Here is a 21,837-nt window from a genome sequence, read left to right on the forward strand (position 1 = left end):
GCGGCTGGTTCGGCGATGAGCCACGAACTGCGCGACCTGGTCGGCCGGTTCCGGGTGTGACCCGTGGCAGACTGCCATGATGCACGACGATCTGCCGGCGGCCGCGCGGGAGCGACGCTGGGCCGTGGACGCGCTCGCCGCGCTGCGCGCGCCTGTTGCCAGCCCTCCCTTACGGCACTATCCGCTGCCGCCGGAGTGGGGCATCTCGCTGCTGCTGCAGGACCACTCGGGTGGACCGACGGGCAGCGTGAAGGACGGCACGGTCCGCCGATCGTTCGAGCACGCGATCGCGAGCGGCTGGATCGGTGCGGGGACCACGCTCATCGACGCCACCGCCGGCAACGGCGCGGTCGCCGCCGCCCGGCTCGCCGGCCTGCTCGGGCTGCCGTTCGTCGCGGTCGTTCCCGGGCGCACCTCTGCGGCGAAGCGCGCCAGGATCTCCGCGCACGGCGGCCGTTGCCACCCGTTCGACCCGCCGGTGGGCATCTACGACGAGGCGCGTCGGCTGGCCCAGGAGCCGGGCACGCACCTGCTGGACCACTTCGCCTGGGCGGCGCGGTCCGAGGACTGGCGCGACGCCTCCGGGCTGGCCGCGACGCTGGTCCGGCAGGTCACCTCGGCGACCGGGGCGCCGCCCGACTGGGTCGTGACCGGCGCGGGCACGGGCGCCACCTCGGCGGCGATCGGCCGGCACGCGCGCTTCCACGGGTTGCCGACCCGGCTCGCCGTCGTCGATCCCGAGCACTCCGCGTACTTCCCGGGCTGGGTGACCGGGGATCCCGGGTACGCGACCGGTATGCCGTCGCGCATCGAGGGCATCGGCCGGCCGCGCACCGAGCCCGGCTTCCTGCCGGCCGTCATCGACCTGGTGATCCCCGTCGCCGACGGGGCGAGCGTGGCCGCGATGCGCCACCTGGCCGACGCGCACGGCTGGCGGGCGGGCCCGTCGACGGGCGCGAACCTGTGGGGCGTCATGCACCTGGTGTCCCGGATGCGGGCACGCGGCGAACGCGGCACGGTCGCGACCCTGATCTGCGACGGCGGCGAGCCGTACCGGGACACGTACTACAACGACGAGTGGCTGCGCACCGCGGGCATCGAGGTCACCCAGTGGCCGTGATGGTCGCGGGCACCGGGTGGGTGCAACGTGGTGAGCGCCCACCCGGTGCTCCGCTCGGTCAGGCGGCCGTCGGTGACGTGGCCGGCGCCGGCGCCTGATCAGTGACCGGCACCCGGAGCAGGCCGGTCGCCCAGGACACCGGGACGGCGATCGCGGAGACCACGATGCCCACGATCACCGGTGCGGAGGCCCCGTGCGTGGCGAGGGCCCAGCCGCCGATGAGGGAACCGATGGCGATGCCGGCGTTGATGGCCGAGGCGGGCAGCGTGGCCGCCAGGTCGGCGCCCGGGCCGGACAGCGACACGATGCGGTACTGCAGCGACGGCACCATGCCGAATCCGGCGATGCCCCAGACGATCAGCGCGAGCGCGACGAGCGGCGGCGCCTCGGCCACGACGTACAGCAGCGCCAGGGCCGCGACGAGGACGGCGTTGGTCACGAGGATGGCCCGCGACGCGTTGCGGTCGGCGAACCGGCCGCCGCCGAAGGCGCCGACCGCGGTGGCCGCGCCGTACGCCAGCAGGAACGCGCTGATGCCGGCGCCCGAGATGCCGGTGACCCGGTCGAGGAACGGGGTGATGTAGGTCAGCGTCGCGTACGGTCCGGCGAACAGCAGCACGCACAGGCCGAGGACGGCGAGCACCCGCGGCGCGAACGCATGCCGCGCCTGGGTCCAGGCGTTGCCCGCGCCGCCGCTGGGCACGGGCGGGATGACCAGTATCAGGGCGGCCAGGATCAGCACGCCGAGCCCGATGATGGCCAGGAACGCGCCCTCCCAGCTGGTGGCCTCGCCGATCAGCGTGCCGATCGGCACACCGAGCGCGGTGGAGACCGCGAACCCGCCGATGACGGCGGAGAACGCCCGGCCGATCCGCTCCGGCGGCACCATGCTGATGCCGGCGGTGAAGGCGAGGCCGACGAAGAGGCCCTGCAGCGAGCCGGTGACCGCCCGCACGACGATGAACGTGGCGAAGTCTGCCGTGAGCACCGCGACCAGGTTGAACACCAGCCACGCGGCCAGCGTCGACCAGAGCAGCGGGCGGCGGCCGAGCCTGATGGTGAGCGCGGTCAGGACCGGCCCGCCGATGGACAGGCCGAGCGCATAGGCGGTGACCAGGAATCCGGCGGTGCTCACCGACACGCCGAGGTCCGTGGCGACCGGCTGGAGCACGCCGACCACGACCAGTTCGGCGCTGCCCATCGTGAAGGTTCCCAGGAACAGCAGCAGCAGTGCGAGGTTGGTGCGCCTCCGGCGCCCCGGCGCGATCTGTGTACTCATGACGTCCTTCCCCTCAAGGCCATCCGTCCGGATGCCCGGCACGGTCGACGCATCGACGAAGCACACCGTACCGTAGATAGGGAGGGATCCCTAACATTCTGCCTGGCTATAGTTCGAGGGATCTCCCGCCTCTCGTTCGCCGGGTGATGGCAAGGGGGACACGATGCGGCGGTCCGGCTCCGAAACCCGCGAGCACCTGCTGCAGGTGACGCACGATCTGTTCTACTGGCACGGCATCAGGGCCACCGGTGTCGACACGGTGGCCGCCGCGGCCGGGGTCGCGCCGACCACGCTGTATCGGCTGTTCGGGTCCAAGGACGGCCTGGTGGACGCCTACGTCGACCACGTCGATCAGGGCTTCCGCACGTGGTTCACCGGCGCCACCGAGCCGGGCGCGCAGCCGCCGCGGCAGCAGATCCTCGACCTGTTCGACAAGATCTTCGAGTCCTTGCAGCCCGACACGTGCCGCGGGTGCGCGTTCCTGATGACCATCGGCGAGTTCCCCGACAAGGAGCTGCCGGCCCACCGCCGGGCGGTGGCCATGAAGGCCTGGGTCCGCGAGCGGGTGCACGGGCTGGTCCGGCATCTGGCCGAGGTCGAGCCCGTCGACGACCCCGACGCGCTCGCCGACCGGCTGGCACTCCTCATCGAGGGGATGAACGCGTCGGTGCAGGCGCTGGGCGTCGACGGCCCGGTCCGGCAGGCCCGGGCGATGGCGGAAGTGCTCCTGGACGCGGCGACGGCCCGGGGCCGCGCGCACGGTCCGGCCGGTTCCGGCACCTGACGATCGCGACCCGCGTTCAGCGCTCGACGGTCGCGGTCACCGGGCCGAGGCGCAGCACGCCGTCGTCGAGCGGTTCGCAGCGCACGCCGCCCTTGCCGCGCAACGCCTTCCACGCGCCCGGGCCGACGGTCACGTCCATCCACGCGCACGGGTGGGCGGCCCGCCGGACCCGCAGCCGGACCGGGCCGGCGCCGGAGTCCAGGGTCAGCACCGCGCCGACGAGGTCGTCGACGGCGAGCCCGGCGACCAGGATGTTGCGGCGCACCGCGGCGAGGCCCGCCCCGGCCGGCAACGACTCGCGCGCGATGACGGTCACGCTGGCCTCCCGGTGCGCGGGCTTGCCGAAGTACCGGTCGCCCACGATGCCGAGACCGGCTCTGATCCGGATCTCCTCGACGAGCTCCCCCACCGGCGCCGGCAACGGCCCGTCGGCGGGGCGCCCCACGTACCGGTGCGACGGCGAGGCCAGCAACTCCACGATCTCGGGCACCCCAGGAAGTCTGCCACCGCCGTAGCATCGCCGGCATGGCGACGCGGCTGGTGCAGATCAACATGAAGGCTCTCCACGACACCGCGCTGGGCGGCTTCTGGGCGGCGGTGCTCGGCTGGGAGCTGTCCAGCGAGGGGCCCGGCGTGACCAACCTCGAGCCCCCGGGGTTCGTCTACCCCGACCCCGTCGCCGTCTGCATCGACCTCGTCGCCTCCGCGGAGCCCAAGGCGGTGAAGAACCGCGTGCACGTCGACCTCGCCACCACCTCGGCGGCCCACCAGGCGGAGCTCGTCGCGCGCCTGCGGGACCTCGGCGCGACCCCCGCCGACGTGGGGCAGGGCGACGTCCCCTGGACGGTCCTGGCCGACCCGGAGGGCAACGAGTTCTGCGTGCTGGACCCGCGGCCGCCGCACCGGGACACCGGGCCGATCGCCGCGGTCGTGGTCGACTGCGCGGACCCGCGCGCCATGGCCCGCTTCTGGGGCGAGGCCACGGACTGGACCGTGCACGAGGTGACCGACCACGAGGCGGTGCTGCGCTCCGCCAAGGGCGTGGGCCCGTACCTGCGGTTCGTGCGCACCCCGGACGTGAAGACCGGCTGGAACCGGGTCCATCTCGACGTCCGGCCGTATCCGGGCGACGACGCCGCGGCCGAAGCGGCCAGGCTACGGGCGCTCGGCGCCGCCGTCGTCGACGCGGGCGAGATCTCGTGGACGGTCCTCACCGACCCGGAGGGCAACGAGTTCTGCCTCCTCGCTCCGGGCTGACTCAGGGGCGTCCCCTGATGCCGGCGGGGGTCCCGCTGCGGCACGCTTGAAGCACAAGGAACAAGCGTGAAGGAGCAAGACGATGGAGACCGTGTACCAGTCGATGCGACAACAGGGCCTGGTCCGGCCGGCGCAGGGCCGGGTGCTCGGCGGGGTGTGTGCCGGGCTCGGACGGCGCTTCGGCATCGACCCGTGGCCGGCGAGGTTGCTGTTCATCCTGGTGCTGCTGTTGATCCCCGGCAGCCAGATCCTGGTGTACCCGATCCTCTGGATCATCATGCCGGCCGAGCCGGTGACCGTCGCGCCGCCCTCGTCGGTGTGGGCCTCGAGCGCTGACTGAGAAGCGCCGACTAAGATCGGCGGGCATGTCTGAGGAATGGCGCGCCCGGCTGGCGCCCGCGTTCGAGGTCCTGCTCGGCGCGCCGCTGTCGAGTTACCCGCCGGACGCGACCTACGCCACCTACGCGTGGGGCAACTTCATCCGTGAGGCCGAGCTGGACCGGCTCCCCGACTGGCTCGACCCGGCGGTGTTGCGGGGCGACACGGTGTTGGTCAACCAGCACCTGGGGATGCACGACGAGGGGCCGCTGCGCATCGACGCGGCGGGCTCGCTGTTCGACGTGCCACCGGCGTACGAGCCCGTCGAGGGCCGTGACCTGCCGCTGCCGCCGCCGGACGGCTGGCGCGTCGGGTACATCCGGCTCGCCTCCGACGGCTCCCTCTTCGACGCGATGCGGGCCGCCACCCAGGTCGGCGACGGCCCGGAGGACCTCTTCGCGTTCGACGACGACGCCGACGAGGAGTGGGACGAGGCGCTCGCCGAGGCCGGGGTCGACGAGGAGCTGCGCGCGCACCTGCGCTGGTGCTGCGGCGACGGCACCACGGGGATCACGTACTTCGGCGCCGACGAGGAGGCGCACGCCCCGCGCGGCACGGTCGTCGCCTCGTGGGAGGACCAGAACGGCCAGTGGGACATGGTGGTCGTGCGCCTCTGACCCGGGTGACACCTTCGCCACATCGACGTCGGTAACGATGCGAGGTGTCGTGGAGCACAGGCGGATCGAGCACGCCCTTCCAGGTCGACACCGGTCGGCGGCTGCGGCAGGGCATCGGCTTCACCGCGGCCGGGGCCGTGGTCACCTGGATCGGCGTGACGATCAGCATCGCGTACATCGCCGACGCCGGGAAAGGCGGGTTCAGTCCGCTGCCCGGCCTGGTGCTCGGGGTCGGGCTGGTGGCGCTGTTCTTCGGCGTGGTGCGGCTGGCGCAGAGCGTGCTGCGGCCGGGCGAGCGGTTCGACGTCGGCGCCTGGGTCACCATCGGGCCCCGATAACCGATCGACGGCTGTAGCAGGTGGGCAGGGTCCGTCCCTTCCGCGACGCGGGCCTGTCGGGTTCCTTCGACGGGCCCGCGTCGTCAAGGCTCAGCCCCAGGTCTGGCCGGCCGGTTCCTTGATGGTGCGGTTGATCCGGTTGAAGAAGTTGGTCAGCGCGATCTCCAGGTTGATCGCACCGATCTGCTCCTCACTGAAATGGGCGTTGACCTCTTCCCAGATCTCGTCCGTGACCCCCTCCGCGCCGTCCTGCAGCCGGGTGGCGGCCTCGGTCAGCGCCAGTGCCGCGCGCTCCGCATCGGTGTAGAACGGCGCCTCGCGCCAGGCCGCCACGTTGTGCAGCCGCTCATCGGTGTCACCGGCCTTCTTCCCGCCGGCGACACTGGCGTAGACGCACGCCGAGCAGCTGTTGATCTGGCTGGCACGCAGATGGATCAGCGCGAGCAGCTTCGGATCGACACCCCCGGCGGCGATCGCCTTGTGCAGGTGCCCGATTGCTTGCCACACGTCGGGATTGTCGGTGTTCTTGTGCTTCAGTCGGTTCTGCATGGCAGGGTGCTCTCCATGGTCGGGGTTACGTTGAGGGGCTGTTGCCCGTCACCCCAATGACGGAGCAGCTTCCAGGGAGGTAACACCATGTCCGGCACCCATCCGGCCGACCCGATCGCCGAGGCCTTCGAGGCGCACCGCGACCGGCTCACGGCCGTCGCCTACCGTGTGCTCGGCTCGCACGCCGACGCGGACGACGCGGTCCAGGAGGCGTGGCTGCGGCTGTCCCGCCAGGACACCGACACCATCGACAACCTCGGCGGCTGGCTGACCACGGTGGTCGGCCGCATCAGCCTTGATCTCCTCCGCTCGGGCCGCACGCGCCAGACCGTCCCGCTCGACGACCGGCCGTCCGAATTCACCGTGACGCTCGACAGCGATCCGGCTCCGGACGAGCTTGTGGCGCTGGGTGACTCGGTGGGCCTGGCGCTGTTGACGGTCCTGGACTCGCTGCGCCCCGACGAGCGGCTGGCGTTCGTGCTGCACGACGTGTTCGCCGTCTCCCATGCGGAGATCGGCATCATCCTTGGCAGATCCACCGACGCGACCAAGATGCTCACCAGCCGCGCCCGCCGGAAGGTGCAGGCCGCGCGGCAGCCGGCAAGCGACCGGCAGCGGCACCGCGAGGTGGTCGGGGCATTCCTGGCCGCGGCCCGCGAGGGCCGGTTCGAGCGTCTGCTGGAAGTGCTCCACCCCGAAGTGAAGTTCACCGTCGACACGCCGGACGGTCAGTTCGTCGTGCTCGGAGCCACCGAAGTCGCCACCCGCGCCCGAGTGGCCGCCAATGCAGCGCGAGGGCATGCCGCGACCGTCAACGGCCGCCCCGGTGTCATCTCGTGGAACGAGGACGGCACCCCGCTGTCCCTGCTCGCCTTCACCGTCGCCGACGGCCGCATCACCGAGATCACCGCGCTGATCGACCCGGCCAGGCTCGCGCTCATCGACCTGCCGAACCCGGCGTGAACCGCCAGCGTCCCGGAGCGGCAGCCAGAATGGGGCTGGTACCGTCGACGTATCGATGAGATTGAGCGGACGTTCCAGGTCGACACCGGTCGGCGGCTGCGGCAGGGCATCGGCTTCACCGCGGCCGGGGCCGTGGTCACCTGGATCGGCGTGACGATCAGCATCGCGTACATCGCCGACGCCGGGAAAGGCGGGTTCAGTCCGCTGCCCGGCCTGGTGCTCGGGGTCGGGCTGGTGGCGCTGTTCTTCGGCGTGGTGCGGCTGGCGCAGAGCGTGCTGCGGCCGGGCGAGCGGTTCGACGTCGGCGACGACGGGCTGCTGCACCACACCTCGCGCGGCGACCGGTTCGTGCCGTGGGATCAGGTTGCCGGGGTGCGCGAGATCGGCGTCACCCGCAGCGGCGACCTGGCCGTGTGGCTGGGCTCCGGGCTGCGGGCCGTCGTCGTGGTCCGCAAGGGCCGCAACATCCGGTTCAATTCCCTGGCCGGCGACGCCAATCTGCTGCTGTGGACGATCCAGCAACGCGTTCAGGGGCCGGGCCGCGTGTAGCGGTGTTTGACCTGCGGCGGGAAGTAGTCGGGGTCGCCGGTGGCCCGCAGCTGCACCTGTGGTGTCTGATATCCGGCCGGCACGTAGTTGGCGAACTCGCTGTTGAGCCGCACCAGCTCCGCCCGGATCGCGCCAGCAAGCAGCGGTGCGTGGGTGGGCTCCTCGGTGATGCCGGGGGCGAGTTCGGCCACAATGGACAGATGGCGTTCCTCGTCGCTGTCTGAGACGACCTGCAGGACGAACTTGCCCGTCACCCAGTCGCTGATGCCGTCGCGTTCCAGCGCGACCGTCACGTTCTCCGGGTAGATGTTGGCACCGAAGTAGGAGACCGTGAACAGGGAGCGGCCGAAGACCCAGACGAACGGCAGGTGCGGGGCCGCCGGGCCGTCGAGACCGGCGGCCGGGTCGAAGCCGTGGTCGCGGCAGAACGCCAGCAGGGCGTCGTGCGAGATCAGCCCGCCCTCGTCGGCGATGTGGTAGCGGATCAGCGGGATCCCGCCGTCGCCGGTGAACAGCAGCGTCCCCTCGTGGGTCTCGAAGTAGCGGGTCGCCGGGTCGTACTGCACGAGCGTCGGCAGCCGCGGGTCGCCGAACAGTTCGCGGGCGGCGTCGGGGCGCCCGGCGAGGAACCGGCGGATCGCGACGCTCAGCGGCGTCTCGGTGCCGAGGACCCCGGCGTCGGCGGTGCCGTAGAGCGAGACGGAGTCCGCCAGCGGGTCGGTCATCCCGGCGCGGGCGCCGACGAGCGTGCGCCACTCCTCGCTGAACACCTCACCGGCGAGCAGGAGCCGGATCGAGTACCGGGGCCAGTCCACGCCGCGCTGCCGGCCGGCGTCCACGACGTTCTTCACGAACGGCGGGTAGCCGGCCAGGACGACCTGCTCGAAGTGCGGCCCGAGCTCCTGGACCACGCGCAGGATCTCATCGACGTTGTTGCCGGGGGTCGCCACCGTGATCGGGTGGCCCTTGGCGGCCAGGTGGCGGCAGGCGGCGGCGGTGTACATGCCACCGACCCAGGAGCCCAGCGCGAAGCAGACCACGACCAGGGTCCGCCGCCGGTCTGCGCGGAAGCTGCCGACGAGGGCCTGCTCGAACCGGCGGGCGACGACCAGCTCGTCCAGCACGGAGCGCGGCCACACGGTCGGCTGCCCCGACGACCCGGACGACACCGCGACCGTCTCTGCGCCGTCGAGGGTGCCGCCACGGCACAGCTCCGGCAGTGGATACCTGCGGTGATAGTCGGCCTTCGTCAGCAGCGGCAGCTGCGAGAAGTCGGCCGTCGCCGGGTCGACGCCGTGGTCCCGCAGGAACGCCTGATATGCGGGCACGGTCGCGGCGACGTCCTGGAACAGCCGCAATGCCGCCTCGGCGCCGTCGCCCGGTGTACTGAGCAGCGGCGCGGCGTAGAAGTCCCGCAGCCCGTCGAGGACCTTCTCATCCACTGTGGACGCTCCGTTCATGTGCATTGCGCAATCGGCTGGCGAGTTCGGCGCTGCGGTCCGCGAACGGCCGCCACCCGTCCGGGGTCTTCTCCAGGAACCGCTTCGCGTTGGCCTGCCGGCAGTCGCGTTGCGTCCAGGTGGACAGGCGCCCGCCCCGGATCTCGAAGCGGACCAGGAGGTCGTCGGCCCAGCCGTACACGTCGCTGTCCGGATCGGTGATGACGGTCGCCTTCTGCTCGGCGACGAGCCAGTCGATCGCCTCGATCTCCTGCTGGATCTTCTCGGCGAACTCGAAGGCGAGGCCGGCCGACGCCCGGTCCCGATGCTGGATGAGCCGCTCCCGCACGGCTTCGACCGCGTCCGGCTCGCGCCGCAGTGTCGCGATGGTCGTGGCGAGGAACGTGTCGCGGTCGGTTGCGTCGACGCCGCGGATGCGGGCCATGTCCCGTGCGGCGCCGGTGAGCCGTTCGTCGGTGTACCCGAGCGGCAGCACCCGCCCCAGCCCCGCCAGCGCCAGCCGCGCTTGCGTCCCGCCGAGGTACGGTCCGAACACGTCGTCGGGCCGGTCGGGGCCGAACGGCCCGTAGTCGACGACGAGCCGCGGCACCCCGCCCTTGCGGTCGATCCGCAGGTAGATCGGCACCTCCAGGCCGCCACGGACCCGGTTCCAGCGTGGCTTGGCGCGTTCCAGCAGGTTGCGCTCCAGCCAGGCCGCCTCGTGGACGGAGTCGCACACGACCGCCTCGACCTGCACGATCTGCGCCACCATCCTGGTGAGGTGCCGCCGGCCCTTCAGGTTCGTCCAGTAGGAGCCGACCCGGGACCGCAGCTCGGTGGCCCGGCCGACGTACAGCACCCGGCCGCGCTCGTCGCGGAACCGGTACACGCCGGGCAGGTTCGGCAGGCTGGCCGCCGCCGTTCGAGGCGTGCTCACCCGCGGCATTCTACGGAGGTGGCCAGATCGACTGCAGACCCTCCCGCAGGACGGCGATCTCTCCGCAGGAGCGCCACCTTTTCCGGCCAACCGGGGAAGCCGTGGGCGTCGATGACGATCTTTTGGAGATGGTGACACAATCGGTCGGTCTGTTGACGGAAGGTGATCTTTGTGTCAGAGATTGAGCTGATCCTGGCCGCGTTGACAGCCGGTGCGGCAGCCGGGACGACGGCTGCGGCGCAGGCCGCGGTCCTGGACGCCTACACCGGTCTGCGGAACGTGGTACGCCGGGTGCTGACCCGGCAGGGCCGCTCGGATGCGGTGCTGGACACGGTCGAGGCCGAGCCCGGCGTCTGGCAGACCCAACTCGCCGACGCACTGGCTGGGGCGGGAGCGGATCGCGACGCGCAGGTGCTGGCCGCGGCCCGAGCATTGCTCGAAGTAGCCGACCCGGACGGTGCTGCCGCCGGCAGGTACCAGGTCGACGCCCGGAACTCGACCGGTGTGCAGGTCGGGGACCACACCGTGCACGTGGATACCAATTACGGCGCGACCGGTGGGACGATGACCGGGCCGGTGCACATCTCCTATGGGCAGGTCCCCAGCCCCCCAGCGCCGCCGGGGGCGTGACAGGGTCAGCCGTCCCCGGCACCGGCGTTGCCGACCACCCCACCACCGGACACGGAACCACGGCCCGTGACGTCTACGGCATCGTGGCCGGGTCCATCGGCTCGGTCACGGTCAGCGGTCGGACCCCGGTGCGGTGGCCACACCGGGTCGGGGTGGTCCCGCCCATTGCGGCCGGCCGGTTGCGTCGCTCCGCCGACGTCGCTCTGGACGCCGCGTTCGTGGCCGGTGGCGGTGCCGCGGTGGTGGGTCAGGTGCTGTCCGGACTGGGTGGGGTGGGCAAGACACAGCTCGCAGCAGGTCTGGCACACGCCTGGTGGCAGCAGCAACGGGTGGAGCTGCTGGTCTGGGTGACCGCGACTTCGCGGACCGCAGTGCTGGCACGCTACGCCCAGACCGCTACGGATGTCACCGGTGTCGAGGACCCCGACCCCGAACAAGGCGCTGAACGGCTGCTGGCATGGCTGGCTAGCACCGACCGGCGGTGGCTGATCGTGCTGGACGACCTCACCGATCCTGCGGACCTTCGTGGGCTGTGGCCGCCGGTCACCGGCAGCGGCCGCACCGTGGTGACGGCCCGCCGCCGCGACGCAGCGCTCCTGGCTGGCCGGGCGCTGATCAACGTCGACCTGTTCACCCCGGCCGAGGCCGTCGCCTACCTGCAAGGCAAGCTCGGCGACCGGCCGCATCGCCTCGACCAGGCTGCCGAACTCGCCGAGGATCTGGGCTGGCTCCCCCTCGCGTTGGCGCAGGCCGCCGCCTACATCATCGACCAGGACCTCACCTGCGCCGACTACCGTCGCCGGCTGACCCGTCGCCGGCTGCACGCCATGCGCCCGAACGTGCTCCCCGATGATCAGAAGACCGCGGTCGCGGATACCTGGGCCCTGTCGATCGACCTCGCCGACGCCGCCACCACCGGCACCGCCGGTCTGCTGCTGCAGCTCGCTGCGCTGCTGGACCCCAATGGCATCCCTGCGCAGCTGTTCACCACCACAGCTGTCACCGCCTACTGCACCAGCCGCGGTCCAGTATCTGTCGACGCCGAGGACGCCCACGACGCCCTGCGCGCATTGCGCCGCCTCAGCCTCGTCAGCATCGCTCCGCCTGCCGACACCCCGGCGGCCGGCCACCCGTCCGACACCCCGGCGACCATCGATGCTGGCATGGTCCGGGTGCACGCACTGCTGCAACGTGTTGTTCGCGAGAGCACCCCGGCCGAGTACCAGCACAGTGTCGCGGTCACCGCCGCCGACGCCATCGCCGAACTGTGGCCCAGCCACGAACCTGACGCCACCGCCGCCCAACCCTTGCGCGCCAACACCATCATCCTGCACCAGCACACCGGTCGGCACCTGTGGACCACCACCGAGGACGCCCACCCCGTGCTGTTCCGTACCGGCGCCAGCCTCGGCAACACCGGGCTTGTCACCGCCGCCCGCGACTATTACCAGCACCTGCACAGCATCGCCGCAGACCATCTCGGCCCGGACCACCCCGACACCCTGGCAACCCGCTACCACCTCGCCGCCTGGCGGGGGGAGGCCGGGGACCTGGCCGGCGCCGCCACCGCCTTCACCCAGTTGCTCGACGACAGACTGCGGGTCCTCGGCCCGGACCACCCCGACACCCTCGCCACCCGCCACAACCTCGCCCGGTGGCGGGGGCACGCTGGGGACCCGGCCGGCGCCGCCACCGCCTTCACCCAGTTGCTCGACGACAGACTGCGGGTCCTCGGCCCGGACCATCCCGACACCCTGACCACCCGCAGCAACCTCGCCCGGTGGCGGGGGGAGGCCGGGGACCTGGCCGGCGCCGCCACCGCCTTCACCCAACTGCTCGACGACAGACTGCGGGTCCTCGGCCCGGACCACCCCGACACCCTCGCCACCCGCAGCAACCTCGCCCGGTGGCGGGGGGAGGCCGGAGACCCCGCCGGCGCCGCCACCGCATTCGCCCAACTGCTCGACGACCATCTGCGGGTCCTCGGCCCGGACCACCCCGAAACCCTGACCACCCGCCACTACCTCGCCTCTTGGCGGGGGCACGCCGGGGACCCGGCCGGCGCCGCCACCGCATTCGAACAGCTGCTCGACGACTCCCTGCGAGTCCTCGGCCCGGACCACTGGGCCACCCTGAACACCCGCCACAACCTCGCCTACTGGTGGGGGCACGCCGGGGACCCGGCCGGCGCCGCCAAGGCCTTCGAACGGCTGCTCGACGACTATGTGCGAGTCCTCGGCCCAGACCACCCAGAAACCCTGACCACCCGCCACAACCTCGCCGATTGGCGGGAAAAGGCCGGGAACCCGGCCGGCGCCGCCACCAGCTCGTCCCGGGCCTGCCGGCACTCACCGGACTGATACCGCTCCGCCAATGTCGTCACCCGGTAATGATCAAGGAAGGCTCATCGGGGGCCGATGGTGACCCAGTCGGCGTCCGGGACGGTGACCTGCTGCCCGGGCGTGCCGTCCGGGGCGAAGGCCCTGACGGTGGCGCCGTCCACGACGAGCAGGCGGGTCGGCGACGTCCAGCACAGCGCGTCCGGGTTGGCGTTCGCCATCGCCGGTAGCCGGACGGTGCGCTTCCCGGTGGACGCCTCGACGATCTCGAGCCAGGTGTCGCCGGTCTCGGGGCGCATCTCGGTCACGACGTAGCGGCCGTCGGTCGACCAGCTGCAGGCGCCGGCGACGTACCCCTTGACCGGCAGCGTCTGGATCGTCGCGCCGGTCGTGGCGGAGATGACCTGGACGCCGGTCTGCTTGCCGGTGGCCGGGTCGAACACCGCGACGGTGACGGCGTCCTCGCCCCGGAACCACGCCGGGCCGCAGCCGCCGGTGTCGTCGCAGCCGGCCTGCGGCGCCCGGAACAGCACGTCGCGCCGCTCCCCCGTACCCACGTCGATCAGGTGCAACCAGCCCGGGGTCGCGCTGCCGTCCAGCACGGTCCGCCCGTCCCGGCTCCACATCTGCCCGGACACGCTGTCCAGCTTCGACAACGGCCGCGCGGTCAGGTCGTGCAGATCGATCAGGTACAGGTCGAGGTTGCCGCTGCGGGTCTGCACGACGGCGTGGGTACCGCTGCGCGCCACCGACGCGTAGGCATACGGCGTCGCGACGTAGGTGCCGCTGTCCCGGTTGTAGATCCACAGCGGCCCGTCGCCGTTGACGCCGATGGCGGTGACCGTGAACCCGTCGGGCAGGTCGACGCGGGCCGGGGTGCCGGTGACCGGCAGGACCGGCAGCGGCGTGGCGCTGCTGGTGGGCGACACCCGGACCGCGGTCGGCGAGGGCCGCGCCGGCTCGGGCGCACTGGTGCGGTGCGTGAGGGCCGGCACCGCGAGCACGGCCAGCACCGCCGCTGCTGCGATGGTGGCGGCCGCGCGCCGCCGGCGGATGTGCCGGGCGCGCCGGAACGAGCCGTCGAGCAGCGGCGCCGGCCGGGACTCACCGGCGAGGTCCTCCAGCACGTCGCGGACGATGCGGTCGAGATCCTGGTTGGTCACCGTGCCTCCACTCCGTCGAGCTCCGGCATCCTGCCGCGCAAGGTGGCCAGCGCACGCGACGCCTGGCTGGCGACCGTCCCGGGCGACACCCCGAGCAGGTCGGCGACCTCGCGTTCGCTGAGATCCTCGAGGTACCGCAGCACCAGCACGGCCCGCTGCCGCGGTGGGAGCGTGCCGAGGGCGGCCCGGACGGCGACCCGCAGGGCGGTGTCCTCACCGGTGGGGGTGCCGCGTTCGGGCGGGTCCGCGGTGAGCACCTCGGCGCGCCGTTTCCGCCACCGCCACCACGAGACGTACTCGTTGTACATGATGCGGCGCACGTACGGCTCGGCGTCGCCGTGCAGCCGTGACCAACGCAGCAACGCCTTCGCCAGGGCCGTCTGCACGAGGTCCTCGGCCGCGTGCTGACTGCCCGTGAGCGCGTGCGCCGTCCGCAGCAACGCCCGCCCCCGCGCCGAGACGAACTCGGTGAACTCCCGTGCGGCCCCGCCATCCATACGCAACCTCCCTCCATCAGTACGCCCACCGGCCCGACAACCTTGCACACGCCCCGGGAAAAGTTCGGCCGCCCTTGCCGTGCACGTGTCAAGCACCGGACAGGTCCTGTTGGGATCTGTCAGAGTTCGTCAACCCGGTCCCCGCGCTGCGCACAGTCACCCCATGAAGACTGATGGCCGCTATGTTGGCGGCACCGAAGAACACTCCCTCGTGCTGAGGGTCGACCTGGGTGGCAGCGGCGTGCTGAGCGCCGACGTGTCGCGTGGCTTGACCTACCTCGCGTCGGTGCGCACCGCTCCCGGCGTCACGGTCGACGCGCCGCACGGGCGTTGGCCGGCGCAGTGGCAGGACGCGCTGGGCGCCAACGCGACCGGGACGATCGCCGTCGCCGCGGTGCCGGCGCACCCGGAGCAGCTGGCGGTGACGCTGCACCTGGACCACTCACTCAACGGCCTGCCGCCGGCGGACTACCCGGGCACCGTGGAGCGGCAGGGCGACGAGGTGCGCGACCTCGGCATCGAGGTCGACCTCGAGTCGGGTGTGCGGGCGCCGGCACCGGTGGACTTCCAGGGTGCACCCATGGACCTCGGGAGCTGCCTGCACTCGGCCGGCTTCGCCACCACCGTCACCACGGCACCGTCCCCCATCCCCGCTCCCGCTGAGCCGTGGGACTACTCGACCATCTTCTCGGTGCTCAACGACCTGATGACCAACCTCAGCGGGCCGGCCGGCCTGGTGCCCGCTTGGAAGCTGCACCTGCTGCTGCTGTCCCGGTGCAGCCGGCCGTCGCTCGCCGGCATCATGTTCGACCAGACCTGGCCGCTGCCGCGGCAGGGCTCGGCGGTGTTCGTCGACACGATCCGCGAGCTGATCAAGGACGATGACGAGGACCGGCAGATCCTGCGCACGGCCGTGCACGAACTGGGTCATGCGCTGAACCTGGCGCACCGGTTCGAGCGCGCCGTCGGCCGGGCCGACTCCACGTCGTTCATGAACTACCCGCAGCGGTACCTGCAGGGCCAGCACGTCGAGGACTACTGGAACAAGTTCGCGTACACGTTCGACCCAGACGAGCTGGAGTTCCTGCGGCACGGCCCACGCGGCGCGGTCCGGCCCGGCGACGCCGCGTTCCACTCGGTGCGGTACTGGCGGGACACCGGCGGCGGCTACGTGCCGTACCTGCAGGAGGTGCCGCAGACGGGGATGCGGCTGACCCTGGTGCCGCCGCAGAACGGGCCGCTGTTCGCCTACGGCCAGCCGGTCCTGCTCGGCGTCACGCTGCAGAACGTCGGCGACACCCCGGTGCAGTTCCCGTCCAATCCGCTGGACCCGAAGACCGGCGGCCTGGAGCTGCTGATCCGGCGGGTCACCGGCACGACCGATGACCGGTCCTTCGCCGACGCCACCACGTTCGTGCCGCTGATGCAGGCGTGCGAACTGGAGGACGAGTCGACGCAGGTCACGCTGGCGCCCGGGAGCACCTTGAGCAACAACGTCAACCTCACGTTCGGCTCCGGCGGCTTCGCCTTCGCCGAACCCGGCACGTATCAGGTGCTGCCGCTGCTGAGCCGGCCGACGGCGGGGTCGCCCGCCACGGACCAGCTCGTCGTCGGCGAGGTGCTGCGGATCCGCATCGGGTACCCGAAGGACGTGGGCGACGAGCACGACGCGCTGGTCCTGTCCCGGCCCGACGTCGGCACGTACTTCGCGCTCGGTGGCAGCGACTGCCTCACCCGGGCCGAGGACGACCTGATGGCGGTGTACGAACGCCGCAGCGCCGTCAACGGGGCCGCCGACCCGGTGGCCACCGCCATCGCCCGCGCCGCCGGCATCAACGCCGGACGTCACTTCGTCCGCGTCCGCGACGGGGCGTTCGTGCAGCGCCCGGCCGACCACGGACGGGCCGCGGAGCTGCTCGGCGGCCTGGACGCGACCGCGCTGAACAACTTCGACCCCCAGACGGCCGAGAGCACGGCCCGCCTGGCCCGCCGCTACCAGGGCAACGGATGACCAAGCTCGCCGTGCCGGTCAGCTGACCGGCACGGCCAGGCGGTGCCGCAACCGCTGCGCGTCGGGGTGGCCCAGCTCCTCCAGGATCCGCAGGGCGATCCGCCATTCGTGGTGCGCGCCGCCGGTGTCCGCCGCGGCGAGCAGCGTGTCGCCCAGGTTGGCCAGCGACTGCGCCTCGTGGTAGCGGTCCCCCGCCTCGCGGAACATCGCCACCGCGCGCCGGTAGCAGCCGGCCGCCTCGCCGTAGTCGCCCAGCCGGTGGTTCGCGTAGCCGATGCTGTCCAGGGTGGCCGCCTGGCCGACGGGGTCGCCGAGCTGCTGGAACAGCGCGTGGGCCCGCCGGCAGTAGGCCAGCGCCGTGCTCTGGTCGTCCAGCAGCCCGGCGAACCAGCCGATCGAGTTCAGCGCCCTGGCCTGGCCCGGCAGGTCGTCGGCGGCGGTGTGCAGGTCCAGCGAGCGGCGGGCGTGCGCGAGCGCGTCCCGGTGCCGGCCCACCCGCTCATACGTCCAGGACAGGTCCAGTTCGGCGTGCGCCTGGCCGCTGGCGTCGCCGCGCGCGGCGAACAGGCCGATCGCCGTCGACAGCTCCGCCTGCGCCGGCTCGTACTGGTTGAGCCGGAAATGCGCGAGGCCCAGCCCGCGATGCGCGTACGCCTGGCCCTGCGGGTCCGGCAGCCGATCGGCCGCCTCGACCGCGGCCCGGCTCAGTGCGAGCCAGTCGTGCCAGTGTCCACGCCGGTCCAGGAAGGTGGTCATGGTCCAGGCCAGCTGCCAGGCGTGGCGGTCGAGGCCGGTGTCCGCGGCGAGCCGCACCGCGGCCAGCAGCACCGGCCGCTCCGCGGTGAGCCACGCGAGCGCCCGCGGGTAGCCGGCGAGGGGCTCCGGCGTGACGCCGGATGCGGCTGGTTCCAACGCAATGGGATGCCGGTACGGGTTGAGGATCAGCGCGGCCCGGTGTGCCGTGTGGAGATAGTGGTCGAGCATCCTCACCACGGCGGCGCGCTGCTCCCGCGGGTCGCCGGCGCCGGCCAGCTCCGAGGCGTAGGAGCGCAGGAGGTCGTGCAGGTGATACCGGCCCGGCGTGTGCTCCGTGACCAGATTCGTGGCCGCCAGCTCGGACAGCAGTCTGCGGGCCGGTCCGGCGCCCGACCCGGCCGTGCTCGCCGCCGCCGGCACCGTGACGTCCGGCCCCGGATGCCCGCCCAGCAACCTGAACAGCCCCGCCCCGTCGGGACTCAGCTGCACGTACGACCACGAGATCACGGCCCGCAGGTCGGTGGTCAGATCCTCGCTGCCGAAGGAGTCCAGGCTGCCGCGGGCCACGGACAGCTCGTCCGCGACCGCCGCGAGGCCGAACCGGGGATGGGTGGCGGCGCGCGCCGCCACCACTGCCAGCGCGAGCGGTAGTCGCGCGCAGCGCTCGACGATCAGGTCCACGGCCGCCGGCTCGGCCGCGACCCGGCCCGCGCCGATCCTTCCGGCGATCAGGTCCCGGGCGTCCGTGGCCGGCATCAGGTCCAGGACCAGCGGATGGGCGCCCTCCCCGGCGATCAGGCCGAACAGGTCGTTGCGACTGGTCACGACCGTGCTGCAGCTGGCCGTGCCGGGCAGCAGCGGCCGGACCTGCTCGGCGCTGCGGGCGTTGTCCAGCACCAGGAGCATGCGCCGGCCGGACAGGATGCTCCGGTAGAGGGCCAGCTGTCCCTCGATGGTGGCCGGGATCCGCTGCGGTGGCACGTCGAACGCGTCCAGCAGCGCGCGCACCGCCTGGGTGGTCGACAGCGGCTGGCCGGTGGGGTCGAACCCGCGCAGGTTCAGGTACAGGTGCCCGTCCGGGAAATGGTCGGCCGCCTGGTGCGCCCAGTGCACCGCCAGGGCCGTCTTGCCCACGCCGGCGGTGCCGGAGATTGCCACCACCGTCACCGCTGACCCGGGATCGGTCAGCAACGCGTCGAGCGCGGCGATTTCGGCACGCCGGCCGACAAAGCCGGAGACGTCGGCGATCAGCTGCCGCGGCGGCGTCGCGGCCTGCATGGCCGCCGACGGCGGTGTCGCGGCCGGCCGGGCCGCAGGGGTCGGTGTCGCGGCCGGTATGGCCGCGGGGGGTGGGTCAGCAGAGCTGGCTGCCAGCCATAATCGGTGGAACGTGGCGGTGTCGCCGTCGAGGCTCTCGACAATGAGCTCCAGCAGCCCCCAGCGCGGCACCTTCGGCTCCGCGAAGGCCGCCCACACGGTGGTGTGGCTACAACCGACTTCCTTGGCGATCCGCCGCAGGCTGGGCCAGCCGGCGCGGTGATGCAGCTCGTGCAGCGCGTCGACGAGATCTCGGGCCGGACCGTCCGCGACATCCGGTTTCGGCAGCGCCGCCACCAGGCCACCTCCCGCCGTCGAAGCGTGGGCCGCACCCCAGGGTGGCAGCGCCATCCGACGGTGTAAAGCCGATTCCGGCGCATGTCCAGTTCCGTTCGGAACCGTCAAGCCGGTCTGCTCGCTGCCCACCATGGTGTCGACCGGCGATCTGCCGGTCGAGTCCCTGAAGGAGTGACGGATGGACGCCACAATCACACTCGAACGGCATGACGGCGGCGCATTCCAGGTCGCCGCGGGTTCGGACGAGGCGTCGGGTCAGCGGCACCTCACGTTCGCCGTGCCCGGCACCAACGACTCGGTCCGGGTGGACTGGCAGCCGGGCGCCGACTTCACCGGCGGAGATCCCGTGGAGGTCGCGCTGCGCATCGGTACGATGCCGGCCCAGAATGCCTCCCTCAAAGACGGTGAGCTGCTCGTCACCGAGCTCTCCGACGCGCCGCGGTTCGGCCCGGACGCCAACGGAATCCTCGACGCCCTGCGCGACGCGTTCAGCAGTTTCCTCCTGGCCGACCAGCAGGTGGTCGCGGCGCCGCCGCCGGCCGCCACCGGCGGCAAGATCGGCAAAATCGGGAAGTTCGGCAAAATCGGGAAGGACTTCATCGAAGACGATCAGAGCGGCCAGGCGGCCACGGTGGCCGAGTACGCCGCCGTCGGAGGCGTCATCGGCACCCTGCTCCTCGGAACTCCCAGCGGGACGGCCGTCGGCACCGCGGTGGGCGCCGTCGTCGGCGTCCTCGTCACCGCGACGGAGTGAGATGCCCACCACCCGACACCCGGCGAACCCGCTCATGCTGCTTCCCGGGTTGCTCCTCATCATCGTCGGCATCGTGGTGATGGTCGGCGGCTTCGCCTGGGCGGTCCTGACCGTCCTCGGCCTCGCCGACCGGACACCGGAGCTCAGCGATCTGGGCGCCGGGCCGCACGCGCGTGAGGATCTCGGACCCATGCTCGACGGGTTCGCTGTCTTCGTCGTCGGCACCACGGTGATGACCATCGGCCGGTACCTGTGGCGCGGTGCACGTCGCCGCGGCTGGCGCGACCGGCTCGGCCGGCTGCTGCTCATCATCACCTGCCTGGCCGTGGGCACCGGCATGGTCGTATTCACACGGTTCGTCCTCGCCGCGATGGACGGGTCCGACGCCAGCGGCACGATCCTGCGCGGGTTGGTCGTCTTCGCCCTGATCGGCATTCCCGCCAGCCTGCTGGGAATGGTCGGGCTGCGTCTGGCCGACGAGGAGATCCTGATGACCGCCGAGGCAAGGGCCTCGCTCTAGACCGACACGACCATTTGGTAAGGACGACAGAGGGGTTGCCAACTGTTGTCGGTTGAGTGTTCTGTAGCGCTCGTTGACGCTGTTGAGCGTCGCGCGTGTTGGCGGAAAGTGAGCGACCAAAGAACACTCAGCGGCAACGGCGAGAGCCACTGGTGGTGGCCCGGGCACCTGTTCGGGCTGAGTCTCTTCGACCAGTCCGACGGCCTGCAGTTCCGGGGACAGTTGGACTGGGACCATGGAGACCTGTGGTTCGGCAGCACCGGCGTGACCGCGGTGTTCGGCCTCGGCAGCGACCGCCTGCCGAGGCCGGGGTGGCACCGGTCGGCTCCCCGGGTGAACCTGTGGGGCCAGGTCTGGGGCTCCACCGGCGCGAGCGGTCCGTTCGGCTTCGGTGACAACTGGTCCAAATGCTGGCTGCACGCCAACCAGAAGATCTCCGTGGCCGACGGACCGATGATCAACCAGGCGCACTGGTGGGACACCCTGCTGTCCTTCGAGTCCGCCTTCGAGTCCGGCGAGCGGGCACTGCCGGGCACGTTCAGCCTCCCCGAGATCGCCTTCGAGGTCGTGCCGGGCAGGCCGCTCGTGGTGGAGCTGGAGCTGAGGTTCGACATCCAGCTGCAGGGATCTTCCGCCTTCCGCTTCGGAGACTCCGGAGGCTGGACCGGTGCGGTCTTCCAGACTCCGCAGTGGTCATGCGTGCCTCAGACGTGCAGGGTGGGCCGGTAGATCAGCTCCTGGGTGCGCCCGTCGAGGGTCCGGCTCTCGATCAGCTCAAGGTCGAAGTCCGCCGCGCCCTGGAAGATGGGCTCCGTGCCGGTCTGACCGGTGATCACCGGGAAGACCGTCACCTGGACGAAGTCGACCAGGCCGGCGGCCATCAGCGCCCGGTTCAACGACAGGCTGCCGTGCGAACGCAACGGCACGCCGGACTCCTGCTTCAGCCGGGCGACGACGTCAGCGGCGTCCCCGCCGGCGATCGTCGCGTCCGGCCAGTCGAGCGGTCCCTGCAGCGTGCTCGACACCACCGTGGCCGGGAAGCTGACCATCCGGGTGACCCAGGGGTCGCGGACCTCGGACTCCTCGGTGCTCTCGGCCAGCATCCGGGAGAACGCCCGATACGTGTCGGCCCCGAAGACCATGCGCTGTTCCTCGGTGTACAGGGCGAGACGGTGCGCGAGCAGTTCGGGACCCTGTTTGCCCCAGTAGCCGGTCCAGTTGCCGGTCGCCGTGCCGTAGCCGTCGAGGCTGGAGAAGACGTCGAAGGTGTAGGTGGCGGTCATGCTGTCCTCCAAGCGGGTGGGTGTACGTGCCGGGCTCTCACCAGGGCTACGAACGGCACC

23 protein-coding genes are annotated in these 21,837 nt (G+C 72.0%); 14 read left to right on the top strand and 9 right to left on the bottom strand.

The window, feature by feature from the left end; all coding sequences use genetic code 11:
- Positions 1 to 79: 79 nt before the first annotated feature.
- Complete coding sequence (locus tag ACFPIJ_RS32045; RefSeq protein WP_380120503.1) at positions 80 to 1,120, top strand: PLP-dependent cysteine synthase family protein; 1,041 nt, start codon at positions 80 to 82, stop codon at positions 1,118 to 1,120.
- 58 nt (positions 1,121 to 1,178) lie between these two features.
- On the opposite strand, the gene ACFPIJ_RS32050 is transcribed toward ACFPIJ_RS32045, so the two are convergent.
- On the bottom strand, positions 1,179 to 2,399 hold the full coding sequence (locus ACFPIJ_RS32050; RefSeq protein WP_380120505.1) for an MFS transporter: 1,221 nt from the start codon (positions 2,397 to 2,399) through the stop codon (positions 1,179 to 1,181).
- 163 nt (positions 2,400 to 2,562) lie between these two features.
- Here ACFPIJ_RS32050 and ACFPIJ_RS32055 point away from each other — a divergent pair, with 163 nt between their 5' ends.
- Positions 2,563 to 3,183 carry a TetR/AcrR family transcriptional regulator gene (locus ACFPIJ_RS32055; protein ID WP_380120507.1) on the top strand — a complete coding sequence of 207 codons (621 nt, stop codon included), beginning with the start codon at positions 2,563 to 2,565 and terminating at the stop codon, positions 3,181 to 3,183.
- A 16-nt stretch (positions 3,184 to 3,199) separates the two neighbouring features.
- Here ACFPIJ_RS32055 and ACFPIJ_RS32060 read toward each other — a convergent pair whose 3' ends face one another.
- The gene (locus tag ACFPIJ_RS32060) at positions 3,200 to 3,673 is read right to left on the bottom strand and encodes a molybdenum cofactor biosysynthesis protein (RefSeq protein ID WP_380120509.1); all 474 of its coding nucleotides are present in this window, start codon (positions 3,671 to 3,673) and stop codon (positions 3,200 to 3,202) included.
- Positions 3,674 to 3,708: 35 nt separating this feature from the next.
- Here ACFPIJ_RS32060 and ACFPIJ_RS32065 point away from each other — a divergent pair, with 35 nt between their 5' ends.
- The 4 genes from ACFPIJ_RS32065 to ACFPIJ_RS32080 all read left to right on the top strand — a co-directional run bounded on the left by ACFPIJ_RS32065 (position 3,709) and on the right by ACFPIJ_RS32080 (position 5,773).
- Positions 3,709 to 4,440: a VOC family protein gene (locus tag ACFPIJ_RS32065; protein WP_380120511.1), complete on the top strand. Its 732-nt coding sequence runs from the start codon at positions 3,709 to 3,711 to the stop codon at positions 4,438 to 4,440.
- Between the two features lie 82 nt (positions 4,441 to 4,522).
- Complete coding sequence (locus ACFPIJ_RS32070; protein WP_380120513.1) at positions 4,523 to 4,780, top strand: PspC domain-containing protein; 258 nt, start codon at positions 4,523 to 4,525, stop codon at positions 4,778 to 4,780.
- Positions 4,781 to 4,805: 25 nt separating this feature from the next.
- Positions 4,806 to 5,435 (top strand): hypothetical protein, encoded by a 630-nt coding sequence (locus ACFPIJ_RS32075; RefSeq protein WP_380120515.1) that lies wholly within the window; start codon positions 4,806 to 4,808, stop codon positions 5,433 to 5,435.
- Between the two features lie 44 nt (positions 5,436 to 5,479).
- On the top strand, positions 5,480 to 5,773 hold the full coding sequence (locus ACFPIJ_RS32080; protein WP_380120516.1) for a hypothetical protein: 294 nt from the start codon (positions 5,480 to 5,482) through the stop codon (positions 5,771 to 5,773).
- A gap of 90 nt (positions 5,774 to 5,863) precedes the next feature.
- On the opposite strand, the gene ACFPIJ_RS32085 is transcribed toward ACFPIJ_RS32080, so the two are convergent.
- The gene (locus ACFPIJ_RS32085) at positions 5,864 to 6,322 is read right to left on the bottom strand and encodes a carboxymuconolactone decarboxylase family protein (RefSeq protein ID WP_380120518.1); all 459 of its coding nucleotides are present in this window, start codon (positions 6,320 to 6,322) and stop codon (positions 5,864 to 5,866) included.
- Positions 6,323 to 6,409: 87 nt separating this feature from the next.
- Here ACFPIJ_RS32085 and ACFPIJ_RS32090 point away from each other — a divergent pair, with 87 nt between their 5' ends.
- On the top strand, positions 6,410 to 7,285 hold the full coding sequence (locus ACFPIJ_RS32090) for a sigma-70 family RNA polymerase sigma factor (protein ID WP_380120520.1): 876 nt from the start codon (positions 6,410 to 6,412) through the stop codon (positions 7,283 to 7,285).
- A 150-nt stretch (positions 7,286 to 7,435) separates the two neighbouring features.
- Complete coding sequence (locus ACFPIJ_RS32095) at positions 7,436 to 7,834, top strand: hypothetical protein (RefSeq protein ID WP_380120522.1); 399 nt, start codon at positions 7,436 to 7,438, stop codon at positions 7,832 to 7,834.
- On the opposite strand, the gene ACFPIJ_RS32100 is transcribed toward ACFPIJ_RS32095, so the two are convergent.
- A complete protein-coding gene (locus tag ACFPIJ_RS32100; RefSeq protein WP_380120524.1) occupies positions 7,813 to 9,276 on the bottom strand; it encodes a phenylacetate--CoA ligase family protein in 1,464 nt (487 codons plus the stop codon). The two genes, ACFPIJ_RS32095 and ACFPIJ_RS32100, sit on opposite strands and share 22 nt — an antisense overlap.
- Complete coding sequence (locus tag ACFPIJ_RS32105; protein ID WP_380120526.1) at positions 9,269 to 10,210, bottom strand: GIY-YIG nuclease family protein; 942 nt, start codon at positions 10,208 to 10,210, stop codon at positions 9,269 to 9,271. Before ACFPIJ_RS32105 ends, ACFPIJ_RS32100 begins: the two co-directional genes overlap by 8 nt.
- A 171-nt stretch (positions 10,211 to 10,381) precedes the next feature.
- On the opposite strand from ACFPIJ_RS32105, the gene ACFPIJ_RS32110 reads away from it, so the two are divergent.
- Positions 10,382 to 10,840: a hypothetical protein gene (locus ACFPIJ_RS32110; RefSeq protein ID WP_380120528.1), complete on the top strand. Its 459-nt coding sequence runs from the start codon at positions 10,382 to 10,384 to the stop codon at positions 10,838 to 10,840.
- Positions 10,837 to 13,200 (top strand): FxSxx-COOH system tetratricopeptide repeat protein, encoded by a 2,364-nt coding sequence (gene fxsT, locus ACFPIJ_RS32115; protein ID WP_380120530.1) that lies wholly within the window; start codon positions 10,837 to 10,839, stop codon positions 13,198 to 13,200. The genes ACFPIJ_RS32110 and fxsT overlap by 4 nt, the downstream gene beginning before the upstream one ends.
- A 44-nt stretch (positions 13,201 to 13,244) precedes the next feature.
- Here the strand turns inward: fxsT and ACFPIJ_RS32120 are convergent, their stop codons facing one another.
- On the bottom strand, positions 13,245 to 14,342 hold the full coding sequence (locus ACFPIJ_RS32120; protein WP_380120532.1) for a TolB-like translocation protein: 1,098 nt from the start codon (positions 14,340 to 14,342) through the stop codon (positions 13,245 to 13,247).
- Positions 14,339 to 14,839: a SigE family RNA polymerase sigma factor gene (locus tag ACFPIJ_RS32125; RefSeq protein WP_380120534.1), complete on the bottom strand. Its 501-nt coding sequence runs from the start codon at positions 14,837 to 14,839 to the stop codon at positions 14,339 to 14,341. Before ACFPIJ_RS32125 ends, ACFPIJ_RS32120 begins: the two co-directional genes overlap by 4 nt.
- A gap of 163 nt (positions 14,840 to 15,002) precedes the next feature.
- Between ACFPIJ_RS32125 and ACFPIJ_RS32130 the strand changes: the two genes are divergently transcribed.
- Positions 15,003 to 16,850 (top strand): zinc metalloprotease, encoded by a 1,848-nt coding sequence (locus tag ACFPIJ_RS32130; protein ID WP_380120535.1) that lies wholly within the window; start codon positions 15,003 to 15,005, stop codon positions 16,848 to 16,850.
- A gap of 18 nt (positions 16,851 to 16,868) precedes the next feature.
- On the opposite strand, the gene ACFPIJ_RS32135 is transcribed toward ACFPIJ_RS32130, so the two are convergent.
- The gene (locus tag ACFPIJ_RS32135) at positions 16,869 to 18,884 is read right to left on the bottom strand and encodes an AAA family ATPase (RefSeq protein WP_380120537.1); all 2,016 of its coding nucleotides are present in this window, start codon (positions 18,882 to 18,884) and stop codon (positions 16,869 to 16,871) included.
- A gap of 514 nt (positions 18,885 to 19,398) precedes the next feature.
- On the opposite strand from ACFPIJ_RS32135, the gene ACFPIJ_RS32140 reads away from it, so the two are divergent.
- From ACFPIJ_RS32140 to ACFPIJ_RS32150, 3 genes are all read left to right on the top strand, one after another.
- On the top strand, positions 19,399 to 19,974 hold the full coding sequence (locus ACFPIJ_RS32140) for a hypothetical protein (RefSeq protein ID WP_380120539.1): 576 nt from the start codon (positions 19,399 to 19,401) through the stop codon (positions 19,972 to 19,974).
- 1 nt (position 19,975) lies between these two features.
- Positions 19,976 to 20,494, top strand: coding sequence for a hypothetical protein (locus ACFPIJ_RS32145; protein ID WP_380120541.1), 519 nt, complete (start codon positions 19,976 to 19,978; stop codon positions 20,492 to 20,494).
- 108 nt (positions 20,495 to 20,602) lie between these two features.
- On the top strand, positions 20,603 to 21,223 hold the full coding sequence (locus tag ACFPIJ_RS32150) for a hypothetical protein (RefSeq protein ID WP_380120543.1): 621 nt from the start codon (positions 20,603 to 20,605) through the stop codon (positions 21,221 to 21,223).
- Here ACFPIJ_RS32150 and ACFPIJ_RS32155 read toward each other — a convergent pair.
- Positions 21,199 to 21,777, bottom strand: coding sequence for a dihydrofolate reductase family protein (locus ACFPIJ_RS32155; RefSeq protein WP_380120545.1), 579 nt, complete (start codon positions 21,775 to 21,777; stop codon positions 21,199 to 21,201). The two genes, ACFPIJ_RS32150 and ACFPIJ_RS32155, sit on opposite strands and share 25 nt — an antisense overlap.
- Positions 21,778 to 21,837 lie beyond the last annotated feature (60 nt).

This window comes from Dactylosporangium cerinum, assembly GCF_042653625.1.
Lineage (GTDB): Bacteria > Actinomycetota > Actinomycetes > Mycobacteriales > Micromonosporaceae > Dactylosporangium > Dactylosporangium cerinum.